The sequence below is a fragment of the Mycobacterium sp. TY814 genome (assembly GCF_030755175.1).
Taxonomy (GTDB): domain Bacteria; phylum Actinomycetota; class Actinomycetes; order Mycobacteriales; family Mycobacteriaceae; genus Mycobacterium.
On record NZ_JAUFRY010000001.1, the window covers coordinates 1,731,363 to 1,749,123 of the forward strand.

The window sequence follows — 17,761 nt, forward strand, 5'->3', positions numbered from 1 at the left end:
CGCACAGCGTGACGTTATTGTGTCCGTTGCGGCGGCAAAACGCCGGTCCTGCCAAACCTTTACGCCATCGTGTCCTGAATGAGACTGTGGGAGACGAAGGTTCGAGAGGTCGCTTGAGTGCCAGTGAGGGTGCTCTCCAACAATCCTGAGGGAGCCCACCATGCAGCCATGGCGTCACCAACCCCTGACCGTTCGACTACTGGCGGGATCGGCAGCTCTGCTGGCCGCAGGCGCGGTGTTCGCCGCCCCGGCCGAGGCCAGCCCCGTCGACGACGCGTTCATCACCGCGCTGAGCAACGCCGGCATCAACTATGGCGATCCGCTGAACGCCGAAAACCTGGGCAAGTCGGTCTGTCCGATCCTGGCCCAGCCCGGTGGGTCGTTCAACACGGCCGCTTCCCGTGTTTTCGCCAGCCAGAGCGGGATGTCACCGGAAATGGCCGGGATGTTCACCACCATCGCGATTCAGATGTACTGCCCGTCGGTGATGGCCGATGTCGCCAGCGGCAAGATGCCGGGTGCGCTGCAGCAGATCCCGGGGGTCGGAAGCATTCCGGGCCTGGCCAATATCCCGGGGATGCCCGGGAATTAACCCCGATGGCGGCGACCCGCAGCGCCCGGCTGCGCCGCGCTTGCGATCGCCGCTAACCAGTCCCCAGCGGGTCGATCGTCCACGCGACGTAGACCATCGCCGCACCCACCGACGCGGTGGTGAGGAAGTCGGTTCCCCGGCTGCGCACCACCAGCAGACCGGCCCGCTCGTCGGGAAGGGCCAGTCGCAGCGCGGCGGCCACCCCGACACCGATGCCGATCAGCAGCGAGCCGCGGCGCCAGAAGTTGGCGCCCGCCAGCACGAACGCCACCAGGAAAATCAGCCCGACGAGCAGGATCGGCCACTGGGCGCGCACCGCGCGCCCCACAATGGCCCGAACCGTCATCGGCACGTCACCGCCGTTCGGCCAGCTCGACGACGTTGGTCAGCAGAAAGGCACGGGTCAGCGGACCGACGCCGCCGGGATTCGGTGAGATGTGGCCGGCCACCTCCCACACGTCGGGATGCACGTCGCCGGTGAGCTTGCCGTCGACCCTGCTGACGCCGACGTCGACGACGGCAGCCCCCGGGCGGACCATGTCCGCGGTCAGCATGTGCGGCACCCCGACGCCGGCGACGATGATGTCGGCCTGCCGGGTGAACGCGGGCAGATCGCGGGTTCCGGTGTGGCACAACGTGACTGTGGCGTTCTCGGAGCGCCGGGTGAGCAGCAGCCCCAACGGCCGGCCCACCGTCACACCGCGCCCGATGACCACCACGTGCGCCCCGGCGATCGGCACGTCGTAGCGCCGCAGCAGGTGCACGATGCCGCGCGGGGTGCACGGCAGCGGCGCCGGCATGTTGAGCACCAGCCGGCCCAGGTTGGTGGGGTGCAGGCCGTCGGCGTCCTTGTCAGGGTCGACCCGCTCGAGCGCCGCGTTCTCGTCCAGGTGCTTGGGCAGCGGCAGCTGCACGATGTACCCGGTGCACTCGGGGTTGGCGTTGAGCTCGTCGATGGTCTCGCTCAGCGTTTCGGCCGAGATGTCGGCGGGCAGGTCGCGCCGCAGCGAGGTGATGCCCACCTTCGCGCAGTCGGCGTGCTTGCCGCGGACGTAGGCCTGCGACCCCGGATCGTCTCCGACCAGGATGGTGCCGAGCCCGGGCGTGCGGCCCGCGGCCGTCAAGGCGGCCACTCGCTTGGTCAGGTCGACGAAGATCTCGTCGCGGGTGGCCTTGCCGTCCAGCGTGATTGCGCCCACGCCAGACAGTCTGACATGCCCGCAGCGCCGCCCCGCCGCACCCAAGGTCGCCGGTGTTGCGATCACGATTAGGCTGCCTATATGTCTGCAGCCCCAGACGTCTTGAGCCCCGCCAAACTCGGTCCGCTGACCCTTCGAAACCGGACCATCAAGTCCGCGACATTCGAAGCCCGCACGCCGAATGCGCTGGTGACCGACGATCTCATCGAGTACCACCGCAAACCCGCCGCCGGTGGCGTCGGCATGACCACCGTCGCCTACTGCGCCGTCTCGCAGGGCGGCCGCACCGAAGGCAACGGCATCTGGATGCGGCCCGAGGCGGTACCGGGCTTCCGGCGCCTCACCGACGCCATCCACGCCGAAGGCGCAGCCGTCAGCGCCCAGATCGGCCACGCCGGCCCCGTCGCCAACGCCCGCAGCAACGGAGCGACCGCCCTTGCCCCGGTGCGCTTCTTCAACCCGATCGGCATGCGTTTCGCCAAGAAGGCGAGCGCCGACGACATCGACGATGTGCTGGCCGATCACGCCAAAGCGGCCCGCTTCGCCGTGGAGGCCGGCTTCGACGCCGTCGAAATCCATCTGGGCCACAACTACCTGGCGAGTGCCTTCCTGTCTCCGCTGATCAACCGCCGCACCGACGAGTTCGGCGGGTCGCTGGCCAATCGCGCCAAGGTGGCCCGCGGGCTGGTGATGGCCGTGCGCCGCGCCGTCGACCAGGGCCCGCGGCAGATCGCGGTCACCGCCAAGCTGAACATGTCCGACGGCGTGCGTGGCGGCATCTCCCACGAGGAGTCGCTGACCACGGCCCGATGGCTGGAGGAGGACGGCGGGCTGGACGCGATCGAGCTGACCGCGGGCAGTTCACTGGTCAACCCGATGTACCTGTTCCGCGGCGACGCGCCGCTCAAGGAGTTCGCCGGCGCCTTCAAGCCACCGCTGCGCTGGGGCATGCGGATGACGGGCACCAAGTTCCTGCGCGAATACCCCTACAAAGAGGCGTATCTGCTGGACGAGGCCAAGCTGTTCCGCGCCGAGTTGAAGCTGCCGCTGATCCTGCTCGGCGGCATCACCAACCGCGAGACAATGGACCTGGCGATGGCCGAGGGCTTCGACTTTGTCGCGATGGGCCGGGCGCTGCTGGCCGAACCAGACCTGATCAACCGGATCGCCCGCGACGGCGCGAGCGTCCGGTCGGCCTGTACACACTGCAACCGGTGCATGCCCACCATCTACAGCCGCACCCGCTGCGTGGTCACCGGAGAGCCGGACACGCGCTAGGCCTTCCCGCCCTTCCCGCCCGTCCCGCCGGCGCCGCCGACGCCGCCGACAAAATCGTTGGGGGGCGCGGGTTGCCCGGCACCGGCGGGGCCGGGCCCGGAGCCGAGGTATGTGTCGCCTCCGACGATTGACGCGCCGCCTTTGCCGCCGGCACCGCCGCCGCCGCCGGAACCGCCGCCGCCCTCGGCGCTGAGTTGACCGACACCGCCGTTGCCGCCCTTGCCGCCGTTACCGCCGTCGCCGCCCGGGCCGCCGTAGCCGGTGCCGCCGCCGCCGGCGTTGCCGCCTATCCCGCCATTGCCAGGTGCCGCAACGGCACCGATATTGCCGCCGTTGCCGCTGTCCCCGCCGTTCCCACCCTTGCCGCCGGCGCCGTGCAGGCCGGTGCCGCCGACCCCGCCGGTGCCGCCCCGGGCGCCGTTGGCGTTATCGCCGGGGCCACCGTCGCCACCGCGGCCGCCGGTACCGCCGTCGCCGCCGTTGGCGCCCGTGCCGCCGTTACCACCGTTTCCGCCCTGAGCCGCAAAGGGATTGATGTAGCCGATGGTTCCGTCGCCGCCGCGACCGCCGGCACCCCCGGCGCCGCCGTTACCGCCGTCTCCCTGGACACCGTCCGCGCCGGTCGCGCCCTGAGTCGAACCGGAACCGCCCAGACCAGCGAGACCCGCTTTGCCGCCCGCGCCGCCGTCGCCGCCGCGGCCCCCTTCGCCGGCATGCTGGTCGATGCCGGACTTCGCCATCCCGCCGCTGCCGCCGGTCCCGCCGGTGCCGCCCGTCCCGCCGGTTCCGGCGGTGCCGCCGGTGCCGCCGGCGCCCACCGTGCCGAACTTGCCGCCGTTGAGCGGGTTGGCAGCGCCCCTGGCGCCGCCCTGTCCGCCTTGGCCGCCCTGCCCGCCCTGTCCGCCTGTCCCGCCTGCGTTGGCGTCGGTGCCGTCCACCCCGAGACCACCGTTGATGCCGTTCAAACCCGTGCCGCCCTTACCGCCGGTACCGCCGGTGCCGCCGACACCGCCGATACCGCCGTCACCGCCCTGCAGGCCGTGGTCACCGGCCGCGCCCCCGGCGCCGCCCTTGCCGCCGATGCCGCCGGTACCGCCGATGCCGCCGGTGCCGCCCGGGGTGGGGTTATCGATGCCGGTCTGACCGATGCCCCCTTTGCCGCCGTTGCCGCCGTCGCCGCCGCTGCCGTATTCCCCACCTTTGCCGCCGGCTCCGCCGGTACCGCCGGCACTGCCCTGGGTGAGGGCGTCGGCGCCGTTGCCGCCATGGCCTCCGTGGCCGTTGTTGCCCTGGGTGAGGCCGTCCTGGCCATTGATCACCGGGGTGGAGCCGGTGCCGCCGATGCCACCCTTCCCGCCGGCGCCGGCGTTGCCGCCGTTACCGCCCGCTCCGCCGGTACCGGTGCCGCCGGCGGCGAAGGTGCCGTCCGCGCCGTTGCCGCCGTCACCGGCCAGACCACCCGTCCCGCCGTTGCCACCGGCACCGCCGGCGCCCTGAATACCGTTGCCGCTCTTGCCGGTACCGGCCGCGCCGCCCTGACCGCCATGGCCGCCGGCGCCGCCCGCCCCGCCGTTGCCGCCCGTGCCGCCGGCCTCACCCGCCGTGGTGGCATCCGCGCCGCCGGTGCCGTCCGAGCCGTTCCCGCCGGCGCCGCCCCTGCCGCCGGCACCGCCGTTACCGCCTTTGCCGGCGATGGTGCCGCCGTTGCCGCCCGCGCCACCGGCGCCGCCGGCCCCGCCGGGGTCGCCGTTCGCCCCGCTCTGGCCAACGCCGCTGACCGGAGCGCCGAACATACCCGCCGCGCCGTTGCCGCCGGCACCCCCATTGCCACCGTTGCCGTAGGCGCCACCGTTGCCGCCGGCCCCGCCGGCGGCACCGGAAAGTCCGGCGATCGGAGCGTGGGCGCCGGCCCCGCCGTTACCACCGTTGCCGCCGCTGGTCGGCCCGAATCCGGCCTTGCCGTTGGCGGCGAAGGCGGTGCCACCGCTGCTGCCACCGAGACCGCCGCTGCCGGCTGCGCCCGGTGTTCCACCGTTGCCGCCCTTCCCGCCGACACCGCCGTTCACGTTGAACACGCCGTCGCGGCCGTTACCGCCGTTCCCGGCGACTCCTCCGTTACCTCCGTCGCCACCCGCTCCCCCGGCGCCGTGGCTGCCCGCCGTGCCTGCCGGCGCGCTCCCGCCGACCCCGCCGGCGCCACCGTTGCCACCGGCGCCGCCTTTGCCGCCGCTGGCGCCGTTCTGACCGTCCGCGCCCGGGCTCAGGCCGTCAAAACCGCTCAGCCCGTTGCCGCCGTTGGAGCCGTGGCCGCCCATTCCGCCCGCGCCGCCGGCACCGCCGTTGCCGGCCTTGGCTCCGCCGTTGCCACCTGCTCCACCGGCTCCGCCGTTGCCGCCGTTGCCGCCGTCATCGGGGTAGGTGCCGGAGAAGGCAGGCCTGCCGAACATGCCGTTGCCGCCGCTGCCGCCGGCGCCTCCGCTGCCGTACAACCCGCCATGACCGCCGGCCCCACCGTTGCCGCCGGAACCACCGTCGACGACGGCATCCGTGCCGTTGCCCCCATTGCCGCCGTTGCCGCCGCTGGTCACAGTGCCGCCGGTCTGACCCGCCGCACCCCGGGTGCCGTTGCCGCCGGCGCCGCCTGCCCCTCCGACGCCACCGGCGCCGGGGTTGCCGCCGTTTCCGCCGGCGCCTCCATTACCACCGCCGGCCACACCCGTGGCGCCGTGGCCGCCGTTGCCGGCGGCACCGCCGCTACCGCCGTCACCGCCGGCCGCGCCCAAACCGTGGCCGCCGTCTGGGATGTAGAGGTTGTTGAGCCATCCGCCCACTCCACCGGCACCGCCGGTACCACCCCTGCCGCCGGCACCGCCGTTGCCACCGGCCTGCCCGTTATCGCCCGCACTGACGGCGCTCTGGCCAGCACCGCCGATCCCGCCGGCCCCACCGTGACCCCCGAGACCGCCGGAACCGCCGGAACCGATGAATTGCCCGCCCTTGCCGCCCACACCGCCGGCCCCGCCCGCACCGCCGGACCCACCGTCGAGACCAGCGGCCCCGGCTATGCCGGCGCTACCGAGGCCGCCGGCCCCACCGTCACCGCCGTTGCCGTATACCGTCCCGCCGCTGCCGCCGTTGCCGCCGAGGCCGCCGAGACTGCCCGGGGCACCGCCGTCGCCGCCGGCGCCGCCGGCCCCGCCGTGCCCGAACAGTTGGGCGTTGCCGCCGAGTCCGCCTGTCCCGCCGCTGCGCCCGGCGCCTCCCACCCCACCGTTGCCGAACAACCATCCGCCGCTTCCCCCGTTGCCGCCGCTACCCCCGATGCCGCCGGGGTTCACCGCGGCTCCGCCGGCGCCGCCCGGCCCGCCCGCGCCGATCAATCCGGCAGCCCCTCCGGCGCCGCCCGGCTGACCTGCCGCGCCGGAACCCCCGGCGCCACCATTGCCGTACAGAATCCCGCCGGCACCGCCGGCCTGACCGGTGCCCGCGGCCCCGTCCGCACCGTTGCCGATCAACGGGCGCCCCAGCAAAGCCTGCGTGGGCGCGTTGATCACCGCCAGTGCCTGCTCCAACGGGGACGCGTTGACCGCTTCGGCACCGGCGTACGCCGCGCCGGCAGCGGTCAACGACTGCGCGAACCGGTCATGGAACAACGCCGCCTGCGCGCTGGCGACCTGATACTGCTGGCCGTAGGTGCCGAACAGCGCCGCAACCGCCGCGGACACCTCGTCCGCTCCCGCAGCCACCATCTGGACCGTGGGGGCCAGTGCCGCCGCGTTGGCGGCGCTGACCGCCGCACCGATTCCGGTCACCTGGGCCGCGGCGGAAGCCACCAGATCCGGAGCCGCGAGCACGAAAGACATCGAGATACCTCCTTTGACGCGACGGGCTTAGGACGGCCCGATGCCGGTGAACAGCCAGCCCGCGAGTTGTCGGCCGACGTTGGCAAACCCGGAGTCGAAGGCCGCAGCGACGAGGCCGAGGGTGCCGGTGTTGAAGGCCCCCGAGAGGCCCGCGCCGCGGTTGAGGATGCCGGACAGCTGCGTGCCGAAGTTGTAGAAACCCGAGGCGGCGCCCAGCGACACGTCGGACATGGCGTTGTACCAGCCGGACATGCCAGTGCCGGTGTTCCAGTACCCCGAGCCGCCGCCCCCGCCGGCGTTGAAGAAGCCCGACGAGGCCCCGGTGGTGGTGTTCAGGAAGCCGGGTGTGCCACCGAACCCGACGATGGGCACGTTGACGGGGCCGAGCGCGCTGTCCAGATGCAGGTCGAGCGGAATCCGGTCGATGACGACCAGCGGCGGGATGTCGATGGCCGGGATGGCGTTGGACAGGCTGAGCCCCAGCGGAAGCTGAGGGATCGCACCGCCGGGGACGGTGATTCCCGGAATGGTCAGCGACAGCGGCAGGCCGATGCTGACTGGATCCAGCGGGATGGTGAAGCCCGGGAAGTCGATCGTCGCGGAGTCCCAGGCCACGGCGGTGATGGTGAATCCCTTTGCGGTGGAGGTCGATCCGCCGGGACTGGCCGTCACGACCTTGATCGGTGGTAGGTAGCTGGGCGTCAGCCACACGTCCGACATCGATCCGGAGGTGCTGGTGACGTCGCCGATGGTGACGGGCCCCAGGATCAGGCCGGGGGTGGTGAGGGAGAAGGGTTCGACGGTGATCGAGCCGATGTCGATGGTGGGGTTGACGCCCAGGTGGATGGTGGGGATGTCGAAGGAGGGGATCGGCACCGGGCCGATGCCCCCAGCGGCGGTGATGCCCCACGGGATCGGCGGGATGTAGATGTGCGGCAAGACGGTGATGGGACCGATGCCCCCGGTGACGTCGGCGGCCACGAGGGGGAATTGCGGAAGGGTGTAGTCGAGCGAGTAACCGATCAGGCCCTGGTATTCGCCGCGCCACAGGATGCCGTTGCTGTAGTTGCCGCTGATGAAGGCCCCGGTGTTGACGCTGCCGGAGTTGGCGAACCCGGTGTTGGCATCACCACTGTTCAACCAGCCCGTGTTGGTATCCCCAGGATTGAGATCACCGGTATTGGTGTCGCCCACATTGAACGACCCGGAGTTGTAATGCCCGACATTGCCCACACCACTGTTGAAATCACCCGCATTGAACAACCCGGTACTGGCCGTCCCACTGTTCCCGACACCGGTGTTGTAGCTACCCGAGTTGAACAACCCCACATTGCCGGTCCCGGAATTGAAGAACCCGATATTGCCGGTCCCCGAATTGAACAACCCGAGATTGCCCGACCCCGAATTCAACCCACCGATACCGGTCAGGTTGTCCCCCACCAACCCGATCCCGAGATTGTTGCTGCCCGAATTGGCCAACCCGATATTGCCCAGACCCATGTTGGCCGCACCGAAGTTGCCCCCGCCGGCGTTACCGAACCCGACGTTGCCCCCCACCCACGCCCCCAGCGCCGCATTGCCGAAACCGACATTGCCGTCGCCGACGTTGCCGAACCCGTAATTGCCGGACCCGACATTGCCCAACCCCACGTTGTGCAGGCCCAGATTGCCCAAACCCACGTTCAGATCCCCGACATTGCCCCACCCCAGATTCAGCGAACCCGCACCGGCCCACCCCCCGCCGATACCCGAGAGCATCGCCGGCGTCACCAGACCCAAAGCACTGGTGTTGTACACCCCCGACACCCCAGCGCCCCAATTCAACAAACCCGACTGCAACATCCCCACATTGCCCAACCCCGACGCCGTCCCCACCACCGCACTCGACGCCTGATTCCACCAACCCGACACTCCCGCACCGAAATTGCCGAAACCCGAACCCCCACCCCCACCACTGTTGAAGAAACCCGACGACGGCAACGCCGTCGTATTCCCGAAGCCCGGGGTCAGTGGAACGTCGATCAGCCGAACGTGGCTCGCGATGACGTATGCGGTGCCGTCGACGTTGGCCGAGATCTCCGGCCAGGTGATGGACGGGATGGTGACGGCCTGGGTACCGGCGATGACGTCGAGGTTCAGCAACGATGCGTTGCCGAACCTCAGGCCACCCGGGAATAGGGTGAGCGCGTCGATGCTGCCGGGAACGCGGAAGCCCACCGGGATCTGCCCGACAGAGATGACCGGAGTATTGAACGCCCGGGTGGCCGCGTTGACCAGGATGTCCGATCCACCACCGAAGCCCGGGCCCATCACGATCTGGCCCGTGGCGTAAGGAACGCCCGAATTCCCGCCGATCGAATAGAAAGTCACCGTCGGATCGTTTGTCCATATTTCGATCGGGTCTATCTTCGTGTAGGCGCCGACGCTGGCGGACACGATCTGGTGAATGGTGGCAGAAATGCTGGGAATACTGACGGATGGCAGGGTGAACGGCCCGATGTTGACGATTCCCGTGATGTTCGGGTCGGGGATGGCGATATTGATTTCGGGAATGATGAACTCACCCATCGCGACGTTGCCGCTGAGATGCAGGTTGGTGGAAGGAATTGGGATCGGCGGGAGGACGACGGGCCCGAAGCCACCGGCCACGTGCGCATCCACCAGCGGGATCTGGGGAATGTCCAGGTTGTAGGAGTAGCTGAACAGGCCCTGGTATTCGCCCCGCCACAGGATGCCGTTGCTGTAGTTGCCGCTGATGAAGGCCCCGGTGTTGACGCTTCCGGAGTTGGCGAACCCGGTGTTGGCATCACCACTGTTCAACCAGCCGGTGTTGGTATCCCCCGGATTGAGATCACCGGTATTGGTGTCGCCCACATTGAACGACCCGGTGTTGTAATGCCCGACATTGCCCACACCACTGTTGAAATCACCCGCATTGAACAACCCGGTACTGGCCGTCCCACTGTTCCCGACGCCGGTGTTGTAGCTACCCGAGTTGAACAACCCCACATTGCCGGTCCCGGAATTGAAGAACCCGATATTGCCGGTCCCCGAATTGAACAACCCCAGATTGCCCGACCCCGAATTCAACCCACCGATACCGGTCAGGTTGTCCCCCACCAACCCGATCCCGAGATTGTTGCTGCCCGAATTGGCCAACCCGATATTGCCCAGACCCATGTTGGCCGCACCGAAGTTGCCCCCGCCGGCGTTACCGAACCCGACGTTGCCCCCCACCCACGCCCCCAGCGCCGCATTGCCGAAACCGACATTGCCGTCGCCGACGTTGCCGAACCCGTAATTGCCGGACCCGACATTGCCCAACCCCACGTTGTGCAGGCCCAGATTGCCCAACCCCACGTTCAGATCCCCGACATTGCCCCACCCCAGATTCAGCGAACCCGCACCGGCCCACCCCCCGCCGATACCCGAGAGCATCGCCGGCGTCACCAGACCCAAAGCACTGGTGTTGTACACCCCCGACACCCCAGCGCCCCAATTCAACAAACCCGACTGCAACATCCCCACATTGCCCAACCCCGACGCCGTCCCCACCACCGCACTCGACGCCTGATTCCACCAACCCGACACTCCCGCACCGAAATTGCCGAAACCCGAACCCCCACCCCCACCACTGTTGAAGAAACCCGACGACGGCAACGCCGTCGTATTCCCGAAGCCCGGGTTCGCCGGGATGAGCGTCAGGGCGACGCTGCTGTGCGGCACGCTGACGTTGACGTCGAAGTGCAGCGGCAGGTCGATCGAGTAGCCGCCCGGGAAGAAGGTGATCGGATCGAGCAGACCGGTCGCATCGATGGTCAGGGGAATCGCCTGTTGCGGAATGTTCAGGCCCCCTGGGAACAGGGTGAACGCGGGCAGGCCACCGGACAGATCGATGGTCAGCGGGATGCTGGACGTGGCGATCTGCGGGATTTCGATGGCCGGCAGGCTGATGGTGAGCTGTCCGGTGGTCGCCGGGCCGGGTCCGGTGTGAATGGTGATGCCCTTGTCAGGCGCCAGGAAGGGACCGGTGCTGCTCGAAGTCGACCCGACCAGCCAGTTCACGCCGAGTGCCGTCAGCTTGATGACGGGTAGCGACTGAGTCGTTTCCCCGGTGCCGGCAGGGGTGCTCAGGGGGACGACGATGTTCTGCGCGGGAATCGTGGTGGGTCCCAGCAGGACTATCGGCGCGATCTCCATGACTTCGTGCATGTCCAGGCCCAGCGCCGGAACGTCGATCTGCGGGATGGTGAACGGGCCGATCTCGAACAGTTCGTGGACGTCGAACAACGACATGCCCGGGAGATCGATTTGCGGAATCTCGACTGGCCCGAGATTGACCGTTTGGTGCAGGTCGAGAATGGTCGTGGCAGGGATCTCGATATTGATCGACAACCCGGCCAGCCAGTGACGGTCCCCGGTCCACAACACCCCGTTGTTGAAGCTGCCGGAATTGAACGCTCCGGTGTTGACGTTGCCCGTGTTGAACATCCCGGTGTTGGTGTCGCCGACGTTGAACCAGCCGGTATTGACATCGCCGGAATTGAAGTCACCGGTATTCGTGCTGCCGACGTTGAAGCTGCCCGTGTTGTAGTGGCCGGCATTACCGACGCCGGTGTCGAAATGACCGGCATTGAACAACCCGGTACTGGCCGTCCCACTGTTCCCGACGCCGGTGTTGTGACTACCCGAGTTGAACAACCCCACGTTGCCGGTCCCGGAATTGAAGAACCCGATATTGCCGGTCCCGGAATTGAACAACCCCAGATTGCCCGACCCCGAATTCAGCGCCCCGATCCCGGTCAGGTTGTCGCCGACCAACCCGATCCCGATGTTGTTGCTGCCCGAATTGGCCAACCCGATGTTGCCCAGGCCCATGTTGGCCGCGCCGAGGTTGCCGCCGCCGGCGTTACCGAACCCGGCGTTGCCTCCCACCCAAGCCCCCAGGGCCGCATTGCCGAAACCGACATTGCCGTTGCCGATGTTTCCGAAGCCGTAGTTGGCGTTCCCGATGTTGCCGAATCCCAGGTTGCTCATGCCGAGGTTGCCGAACCCCACGTTGCTGCCGCCGACGTTGCCCGCGCCCAGGTTCAGCACGCCGTCATTGCCCAGACCGATGTTGATGCCGCCGACGTTGCCCAGGTTCAGCGCGTTGGCGAAATCCAGATACTTCAACTCGGCGAAGAACGGATCGAAGATGCTGGGCGGGGCGGGATAGGTGATCATCGCGATCAGACCGTCGAGGGACAACCCGGACATGTGGTGGCCCATATTGCTGAAACCCGACATCAGCGCCGGTGTCTCGGGATTCAGCGTGGTCACGTTGAACAGGCCGGAGATGCCGGCGCCGAAGTTCATGAAGCCGGAGCCGCCGCCACCGCCGGTGTTGAAGATGCCTGAGGACGGCAGGGTGGTCGCGTTGCCGAAGCCGGTGACCGGCTTGATGTCGATGATCGAGATATTGATCGGCGCAACTGTGGTGAGCAGGTCGAAGTTCACCGGGATTGCCGGGACGGTCATTCCCTGGATGGAGAAGGCCGGGATGTCCGCCGCCACGTTGATCGGCACGGTCCCCGAGATCGACATTCCCTTGATGACGGAGGCCGGAATGTCGATGGGCGGTATGTCGATGGGGATGTACTGAGTGATGTCGATGGCGTCCAGCGGAACTTCGGGGATGGTGATGGTCAAAGGCGCCGTGACCGCGGCGACGGCCGGGAAATCACCGAGCGCGACAGGGCCGAGCTCCCCCTCGAAAACGATATTGAGGCCGCCCGGGTCCAGCACGAATTTGTACGGGAATGCCGGAATATTGATGTTGCGCAGGATCACCGGGCCGTAGGCGTAGTTCCCGGTGATGTCGGTCGACTGCAGCAGCGTGGTCTCCGGCGCGAAGAACCGCACCAGGGCACCGCCGTCAAACCCGATGTGGATTGCGGGGATGGGGATGTCCGGTACGGCGAAGCCGTAGTTCACATCTGCGGTCAGCGCGAAGCGGAGCGGCGGAAGGATGTCGATGTCGGGAATGACGATCGGGCCGACACCACCGGTTGTGGTGACGTGTATCGGGAATTCGGGAATCGTGATCCCGTAGGAGAACCCGAACAGGCCCTGGTGGTCGCCCCGCCATAGCGAGCCGTTGCCGTAGCTACCGGTCATAAAGGCGCCGGTGCCGACGTTGCCCGCGTTGCCCACACCGGTATTCGCGCGACCGGTGTTGAACCAACCGCTATTGATGCTGCCCGGATTGAAGTCGCCGGTGTTGACATCGCCGACGTTGAAGCTGCCGGTGTTGTAGTGGCCGGCGTTGGCCAGGCCGGTGTTGACATTGCCGGCGTTGAACAATCCGACGTTGCCGGTCCCGCTGTTGAAGAATCCGAGGTTGTTGCTGCCCGAGTTGAACAACCCGATGTTGCCCTGCCCCGAGTTGAAACCGGAGGTGAGGCCACCGATTCCGTACTGGTTGTCGCCGACCAGCCCGATACCGATGTTGTTGTTGCCGATGTTGGCCAACCCGAGGTTGCCGTTGCCGATATGGCCAAACCCGACGTTGCCGTTTCCGAGATTGCCGAACCCGATGTTGCCGCTCCCGGCGTTGCCCAGGCCCAGGTTGAGGTCGCCGAGATTGCCGAAGCCGATATTGGAGTGGCCGACGTCGGCCAGGCCGAGGTTGACAAGCGCGGGGTTCAGCACGGTGCCGTTCAGGAACGCTCCCGACAGCAGCTGGCCGACGTTGCCCATACCGGAGACCGCCGCGGGCGTGGCCAGGTCCAGCACGCTGGTGTTGTAGACACCCGAGACACCCGAGCCGAAGTTGAGCAGACCCGAGCCGAGCCTTCCAACATTGGCGAACCCAGAGGTTGTCCCTGCCAAAGCATTTGAGGCCAGGTTTCCCCAACCCGACATACCCGAGCCGAAGTTGCCGAAGCCGGACCCCCCGCCGGCACCGGTGTTGAAGAATCCCGAGGACGGGGTGGTGGTCGTGTTCCCGAAACCCGGGACCGGCGGCACGTCGACGATCGGGAAACGGATGGCGCCGATGGTGACCGTCCCGTCGATGGTGGCCGGGACCGACATCGTGAAGCCGTTCGGCAGCAGCGTGAACCCGTCGATTCCGCCGACCAGGTTGGCGACCCCCGCTGAGCCTTCCGGGATGGTCAGGCCCTGCGGGAAGAAGGTGAAGGCGTCGTTGCCGCCGGTCACGCTGGCTTGCACCAGCCGTTGCGCGAGAATGTCGAAGCCGTTCGGGAGAAGGTTGATCTGAGGGACGTTTACGTTGAACGCGAAGGGAATTGGGCTTCCCGGTGTGGCACCGCCGAACGTGGGGCTGGGTACCTTGATGTTCATCAGGTAGCCCGTTCCCAGGGTGACCTCCTTCACCTCGACCAGCGGGTTGCCCAGGGTGAAGGAGTTGAGGGCGAGCGATACCGCGCCGCCGAAGGCGTCGAGCGCCTTCAGCGGCCCGATGGTGTTCGCCCCGAGATCCACGGTTCCCAGCCCTTGCACGGGGATGGCCGGAACGGTGATCGGGTCGAAGTGGATCGGGCCCAGGCCGATCGATGCGTTGGCGACCCGGAAGTGCAGTGCAGGCACCGCAACGGGCGCAATGTGCACGGGTCCGACGAGACCCGCAACGTGGGCGGTGACCGGGAATTCGGAGATATACGGCCCGAAGTACGCGCCGAACAGACCCTGGTAGCCGCCCCGCCAGAAGACGCCGTTGCTGTAGTTGCCCGACATGAAGACTCCGGTGCTCACCGAACCCGAGTTGGCAAAGCCGGTGCCGGCGTGCCCGGTATTGAACCATCCGGTGTTGATGCTGCCCGGGTTGAGGTCGCCGGTGTTGGTGCTGCCGACGTTGAAGTTGCCGGTGTTGTAGTGGCCGGCGTTGGCCAGTCCGGTGTTGAAGTTGCCCGCGTTAAAGAGCCCAGTCGATCCGGTTCCGCTATTGCCGATGCCGGTGTTGAAGTCGCCCGAGTTGAACAACCCGAAGTTCCCGTTGCCGCTGTTGAAGAACCCGGTGTTGCCGGTGCCTGAGTTGAACAAGCCGATATTCGCGCTGCCGGTGTTCAGGTAGCCGAAGCCGGTCAGATTGTCGCCGTTGAGCCCGATACCGATGTTGTTGTTGCCGGTGTTGGCGAACCCGATGTTGTCCAGGCCGGTGTTGGCGGCACCGAAGTTGCCGCTGCCGGCGTTGCCGAACCCGAGGTTGCCCAGGCCCGGCAGGCCCAACGCCACACCCGAGTTACCGAACCCGATATTGCCGTGCCCCAGGTTGGCGAACCCGAAGTTTGCGTCCCCGACGTTGCCCAGACCCAGGTTGTACCCGCCGAGGTTGCCCAGGCCCAGGTTGTAGTCCCCGACATTGCCCAGTCCGAGGTTGAAGTTGCCGACGTCGGCGAATCCGAAGTTGGCCATGACCGTCCGATTGAGTGCGGTGCCGATCGACACCATCCCGGCCAAGTTGTGGCCCACATTGCCCAGGCCGGAGACCACCCCGGGAGCCGTCATGTCCAGCCCGCTGGTGTTGTAGAAGCCCGAAATCCCTGAGCCCCAGTTCAGCAGGCCCGAACTCCAGGTGCCGGCGTTGCCCACCCCGGAACCCGCCCCCGTCAACGCGCCGGACGCCTGGTTCCACCACCCCGACAGGCTCGATCCGGCGTTGCCGAACCCCGATGTCCCGCCCGCGCCGGTGTTGAAGAATCCCGACGACGGTGCCGTCGTTGTATTCCCGAAACCGGGGCTTGCCGGCATGTCGAGGAGATGGACCGGGATGGGCCCGACGGTGATGCCTGCCCCGATGTCCAGCGGGATGCGGTCGATGGTGATCGCCGGAATGGTGAACCCGTCGATCTGCCCGGAGATGTCGATCGTCACCGGAATCGGATCCCCGGGGATGCTGAAACCCGGAATGGTGAAGCCCGGGGTTCCCACCGACAACGTGGTGAGCAGATCGAGTGCCGCATTGGGGACGGCGATACCGTCCGGGAACGCCGTGATCGCCGGCGTATTCCAGTTCATCACCAGGTTCAGCGCGGGGAAGTTGGTGTTGATCCGGATAGGACCGGTGGTATTGACGGTGCCGTCGCTGGAAATCGTTTGCATCGCCGGGATTTGGATCACCCCCGGGATCCCCACGTTGGTGCCCAGGTTGCCGGCGGGGATGGTCACGTTGAGCGGCCCCCACTGTTGGGCGTTGGCAAGTTTCAGTGGGGAGAGGGTGAGCGGCCCGACGCTGATCGAGATGGGGGTGCCCCCGCCGAATGCGGGTACCACGATGTCCGGAATGACAAGGGGCGGAAGGTAAAACGTGTGATGGATGTTCAACGGGATGGTGGGGAGAATCGGGATGGGCAGCAAGGTGATGGGGCCGATGCCGCCGACGAGGCCCAACCGGATCGGGATGGGCGGGATCGAGAAGCCCGCCTCGGACCCCCACAGGCCCTGGTAGTCGCCGCGCCACAACAGTCCGTTGCTGTAGTTGCCGGACACGAAGGCGCCGGTGTTGACGTTGCCCGCGTTCGCGACGCCGGTGTTGGTGTTGCCGGTGTTGAACCACCCGGTGTTCACGTTGCCCGGGTTGACGTCGCCGGTGTTGAAGCTGCCCGCGTTGAAGCTGCCAGTGTTGTAGTTGCCGGTGTTCCCCAGACCCGTGTTGAAATCACCGACATTGAAGAAGCCGGTGCTCGCCAACCCCGAATTGCCCAGCCCGGCGTTGTAACTGCCCGAGTTGAACAGGCCGAAGTTGCCGGTGCCGGTGTTGAAAAAGCCGATGTTGCCGGTGCCCGAGTTGAACAACCCGATATTGCCGGTCCCCGAATTCACCCCGGCGATACCCGTCAGGTTGTTGCCGCTCAGTCCGATACCGACGTTGCCCGTGCCGGTGTTGGCGAATCCGAGATTGCCCGAGCCCATGTTGCCGAAACCGACGTTTTTCATGCCGGCGTTAGCCAGGCCGATATTGCCGCCGGCCAGCAATCCGAGTGCGGAATTACCGAATCCGAAATTCGCGTCACCGATATTGCTCAGACCAAGGTTTAGACTCCCGGAATTCGCGAAACCCAGGTTCTGGGTGCCGGCATTGGCCGCGCCCAGATTCAGAATCCCCACGTTCCCCGCGCCGATGTTGCCATTGCCGACCTGGGCAAGTCCGGCGTTCAGGGTGAGCGTCTTGACCATGTCAGCAAACGACGGCAGGGGGGCTAACGCCGCCGCGGCACCCGCATGGTAGCCGGCCATTGCCGCCACATCCTGGGCCCACATCTGCTCGTAGGCGGCCTCGGCAGTCGCGATGGCCGGTGTGTTCTGCCCAAACAGATTCGACAACACCAACGACAACAGGTGGGACCTGTTGGCGGTGATCAGCAGCGGGTGGACCGTCCCCGCCAGCGCCGCCTCGAACACGGCGGCCGCAACCCGGACCTGCCCGGCGGTCGCCTCCGCGGCGGCGGCCGCCGAATCCAGACAGGCCGAGTACGAATTGGCGGCGGCCGTCATCGCCTGCGAAGACGGGCCGAGCCAGAAGGTATCAGCCACCCCCGCGGTCAGCGAGTCGAACGACGTCGCGACCGAACTCAGCTCGGCGGCCAGTACGTCCCACACAGCGGCCGCGTCCAGCAAAGGTCCCACACCCGCGCCGCCATACACCAAGATGGAATTTACTTCGGGGGGGAATGCATGGAAGCTCACCCGCCTCGCCACCTCATAGTCTTTCAGTGCAATCCACGCAAACCCTGATTAGCAATTTGTGTGGTTGTTATTTGGTGAGCCATTCGAACATCTACACCGCGTCGGAGCGCGACGCGGCGCGCGACCAATGATGCTCTGCG

6 protein-coding genes are annotated in these 17,761 nt (G+C 67.4%); 2 read left to right on the plus strand and 4 right to left on the minus strand.

Annotation, left to right across the window (positions count from 1 at the left end; translation table 11 throughout):
• Nucleotides 1-160 precede the first annotated feature (160 nt).
• Nucleotides 161-592: a DUF732 domain-containing protein gene (locus tag QXH22_RS07575; RefSeq protein ID WP_306242090.1), complete on the plus strand. Its 432-nt coding sequence runs from the start codon at nucleotides 161-163 to the stop codon at nucleotides 590-592.
• A 52-nt stretch (nucleotides 593-644) separates the two neighbouring features.
• Here the strand turns inward: QXH22_RS07575 and QXH22_RS07580 are convergent, their stop codons facing one another.
• Both QXH22_RS07580 and QXH22_RS07585 read right to left on the minus strand, forming a co-directional pair.
• The gene (locus tag QXH22_RS07580) at nucleotides 645-938 is read right to left on the minus strand and encodes a DUF3017 domain-containing protein (protein ID WP_306275268.1); all 294 of its coding nucleotides are present in this window, start codon (nucleotides 936-938) and stop codon (nucleotides 645-647) included.
• A gap of 7 nt (nucleotides 939-945) precedes the next feature.
• Nucleotides 946-1,791: a bifunctional methylenetetrahydrofolate dehydrogenase/methenyltetrahydrofolate cyclohydrolase gene (locus tag QXH22_RS07585; protein ID WP_306275269.1), complete on the minus strand. Its 846-nt coding sequence runs from the start codon at nucleotides 1,789-1,791 to the stop codon at nucleotides 946-948.
• Between the two features lie 81 nt (nucleotides 1,792-1,872).
• On the opposite strand from QXH22_RS07585, the gene QXH22_RS07590 reads away from it, so the two are divergent.
• Nucleotides 1,873-3,069, plus strand: coding sequence for an NADH:flavin oxidoreductase (locus QXH22_RS07590; RefSeq protein ID WP_306242093.1), 1,197 nt, complete (start codon nucleotides 1,873-1,875; stop codon nucleotides 3,067-3,069).
• On the opposite strand, the gene QXH22_RS07595 is transcribed toward QXH22_RS07590, so the two are convergent.
• Nucleotides 3,066-6,932 (minus strand): PE family protein, encoded by a 3,867-nt coding sequence (locus tag QXH22_RS07595; RefSeq protein WP_306275270.1) that lies wholly within the window; start codon nucleotides 6,930-6,932, stop codon nucleotides 3,066-3,068. The genes QXH22_RS07590 and QXH22_RS07595 overlap by 4 nt on opposite strands.
• Nucleotides 6,933-6,959: 27 nt before the next feature.
• Nucleotides 6,960-17,621, minus strand: coding sequence for a PPE family protein (locus QXH22_RS07600; protein WP_306275271.1), 10,662 nt, complete (start codon nucleotides 17,619-17,621; stop codon nucleotides 6,960-6,962).
• Nucleotides 17,622-17,761: the final 140 nt, after the last annotated feature.